We start from the raw sequence: 1,584 nt of genomic DNA, 5'->3' as shown, positions 1-1,584 counted from the left end.
GCCACCCTTGAAAGAGTGCGTAATAGCTCACTGGTCTAGTGATTCCGCGCCGACAATGTAGCGGGGCTCAAGCGTACCGCCGAAGTCGTGTCATTCATACAATAGGGCCAACGCCTGTATGGATGGGTAGGGGAGCGTCGTGTGCCGGGTGAAGCAGCCGCGGAAGCGAGTTGTGGACGGTTCACGAGTGAGAATGCAGGCATGAGTAGCGATACAAACGTGAGAAACGTTTGCGCCGATTGACTAAGGGTTCCTGGGTCAAGCTGATCTGCCCAGGGTAAGTCGGGACCTAAGGCGAGGCCGACAGGCGTAGTCGATGGATAACCGGTTGATATTCCGGTACCCGCTGTGAAGCGTCAAACATCGAGCATCGTGATGCTAAGGCCGTGAAGCCGCCCTGATCTCTTCGGAGTTGAGGGGAGTGGTGGAGCCGCTGAACCAAGCGGTTAGTAGGTGAGTGATGGGGTGACGCAGGAAGGTAGTCCATCCCGGGCGGTGGTTGTCCCGGGGTAAGGGTGTAGGACGTCAGGTAGGTAAATCCGCCTGGCATGTGTCTGAGACCTGATGCCGAGCCGATTGTGGTGAAGTGGATGATCCTATGCTGTCGAGAAAAGCCTCTAGCGAGTTTCATGGCGGCCCGTACCCTAAACCGACTCAGGTGGTCAGGTAGAGAATACCGAGGCGTTCGGGTGAACTATGGTTAAGGAACTCGGCAAAATGCCCCCGTAACTTCGGGAGAAGGGGGGCCACACCTGGTGATGGGATTTACTTCCTGAGCTGGGGGTGGCCGCAGAGACCAGCGAGAAGCGACTGTTTACTAAAAACACAGGTCCGTGCGAAGCCGTAAGGCGATGTATACGGACTGACGCCTGCCCGGTGCTGGAACGTTAAGGGGACCGGTTAGCTCCATTTCGGTGGGGCGAAGCTGAGAACTTAAGCGCCAGTAAACGGCGGTGGTAACTATAACCATCCTAAGGTAGCGAAATTCCTTGTCGGGTAAGTTCCGACCTGCACGAATGGCGTAACGACTTCTCGACTGTCTCAACCATAGGCCCGGTGAAATTGCACTACGAGTAAAGATGCTCGTTTCGCGCAGCAGGACGGAAAGACCCCGGGACCTTTACTACAGTTTGATATTGGTGTTCGGTTCGGCTTGTGTAGGATAGCTGGGAGACTTTGAAGCTCGCACGCCAGTGTGGGTGGAGTCGTCGTTGAAATACCAGTCTGGTCGTGCTGGATGTCTAACCTGGGTCCGTGATCCGGATCAGGGACAGTGTCTGATGGGTAGTTTAACTGGGGCGGTTGCCTCCTAAAGAGTAACGGAGGCGCCCAAAGGTTCCCTCAGCCTGGTTGGCAATCAGGTGTTGAGTGTAAGTGCACAAGGGAGCTTGACTGTGAGACCGACGGGTCGAGCAGGGACGAAAGTCGGGACTAGTGATCCGGCGGTGGCTTGTGGAAGCGCCGTCGCTCAACGGATAAAAGGTACCCCGGGGATAACAGGCTGATCTTCCCCAAGAGTCCATATCGACGGGATGGTTTGGCACCTCGATGTCGGCTCGTCGCATCCTGGGGCTGGAGTCGGTC

The 1,584-nt window shown here is 56.2% G+C and carries 1 rRNA gene; it reads left to right on the top strand.

The annotated features are described in order from the left end of the window. Positions 1-1,584, top strand: a 23S ribosomal RNA gene (locus AC07FV_RS34820); the annotation flags it as partial.

The sequence above is a fragment of the Streptomyces sp. NPDC045956 genome, from assembly GCF_056430705.1.
This window is presented reverse-complemented; position numbering and strand designations above follow the sequence as displayed.